The sequence below is a fragment of the Paenibacillus mendelii genome (genome assembly GCF_024498075.1).
Lineage (GTDB): Bacteria > Bacillota > Bacilli > Paenibacillales > Paenibacillaceae > Paenibacillus_Z > Paenibacillus_Z mendelii.
In genome coordinates, this window is the sequence record NZ_JANHOF010000055.1 from 1 (window position 1) to 1,587 (window position 1,587).

Genomic DNA, 1,587 nt, shown 5'->3' on the forward strand with positions numbered 1-1,587 from the left:
GAAATCCTGCGAATGAGTGAGTATATGTGAGATAAAGACCTAAAAACGAGGGACGGAGAACGTTAGTTGAACGAAACAAGGAGCAGTTTGTCGCGGCAGCTGTCCCTTATTTCATTAAGCTCCCTCGGGCAGGTTAGTTTAATATCACAAAATTACATATTTAAAGTCCAATATTACATTCCATATTCCTATCTATATGACATAATTGAGTTAATGAAGAAGGAGGATGGAATATGATACGTGTAGTAATTGGTTCGGGTGGAAGCGAAAATAATGCTGGATGGTTGCATACCGAGGAGAGCGAGCTAAGTCTCTTGGTACAGGAAGATTGGGAAAATAGATTTGAGTTTGATTCAATCGGTGTTATTTTAGCAGAACACGTATGGGAACACCTTACTTATGATGAAGGTATTCAAGCAGCGAAAATTTGCTTTAAGTACTTAAAACACGGTGGATATATCCGATGTGCTGTTCCAGACGGTTTTTTTCCAAATGAGGCGTATCAAAACATCGTAAAGGTTGGGGGGCCTGGACCCAAAGACCACCCCGCAGCTTCTCATAAGATCGTACATACCTTTCTTTCAATACAATCAATGTTTGAAGAAGCAGGCTATGAAGTTCAACTGCTTGAATATTGCGATGATAATGGGAACTTCCATTATAACGAATGGGATGAGACAAAAGGTTTTATATACCGTTCAAAACGATTCGATCACAGAAATAAAGATGGACAATTAGGTTTTGTATCGCTCATTATTGATGCAAGGAAACCCAATCTAAGCCCTGAAAACTGAACTGGACAACTTATTTCTGAACTAACGAAGAACGATAGTTGAACGAAACAAGGAGCAGTTAGCCGTGGCAGCTGCTCCTGTTTTTTATTAAGCTACCGGGAACGATAGTTTAAATAGGTCAACTGCATTTCGTGGGGGGATGTGTGATGGTTCGTGATAAATTCAAGTATTGGGTGGAGAAAAGCAAAGGGGAGCTGGAGAATTCACTTATTACTACAGAATTTATAAAGTATAAAACACTAGACGAGAGTCTAATCCCAGATCCGTCCACTGGTATAATACATGAGTCTAAAAACTGCTTTGGTCAAGTTATTGTTTGGGAGTCAGGACAGATGGAATATGAAGTCTTGAATATAAGAACAGAAGAAATGATTCTGTGGAGATATTTTGAGAAGGTGCCAGATGAACCTGATTTTGACAATATTTTAGCTGAGTATTTTTTTGTCCTTCAATCAGGATTAAAACCATAAGAGCTATTCAACTAACGAAGAACGATAGTTGAACGAAACAAGGAGCTTTGCCGCGGCAGCTGTTCCTTGTTTTTATTAAGCTACCCCGAAAAATACTCTTAGCACAAACCCAAAAAAGACAGCACGAAGCTAAGCCCAGCTTTAATGGTTTTTAAAACTGTGCTTCTTAGGAATTATGAAACATAGGAACGTTAAGAGGCATCCGAATTAGAAAGAGCGACTTGAAAACCAAGATTCTCGAGCTTTCGTACGGCTTGTCTAACAATCGCTTCTTGCTGTCGCTGTTCAAAGTAATGACTGCCTAAATCTTTGTAATCCTCTTT

2 protein-coding genes are annotated in these 1,587 nt (G+C 39.1%); both read left to right on the forward strand.

All coding sequences use genetic code 11. From position 1 onward, the window contains the following. Window positions 1–233: 233 nt before the first annotated feature. The gene (locus NNL21_RS35970) at window positions 234–794 is read left to right on the forward strand and encodes a class I SAM-dependent methyltransferase (protein ID WP_204822813.1); all 561 of its coding nucleotides are present in this window, start codon (window positions 234–236) and stop codon (window positions 792–794) included. A gap of 146 nt (window positions 795–940) precedes the next feature. Next, the gene (locus NNL21_RS35975; protein ID WP_204822814.1) at window positions 941–1,264 is read left to right on the forward strand and encodes an immunity protein TriTu family protein; all 324 of its coding nucleotides are present in this window, start codon (window positions 941–943) and stop codon (window positions 1,262–1,264) included. Window positions 1,265–1,587: the final 323 nt, after the last annotated feature.

What these genes read in the sequence shown, in the direction of transcription:
- NNL21_RS35970 (WP_204822813.1), top strand. Translation starts at nt 234, where the DNA reads ATGATACGTGTAGTAATTGGTTCGGGTGGAAGCGAAAATAATGCTGGA.
- NNL21_RS35975 (WP_204822814.1), top strand. Translation starts at nt 941, where the DNA reads ATGGTTCGTGATAAATTCAAGTATTGGGTGGAGAAAAGCAAAGGGGAG.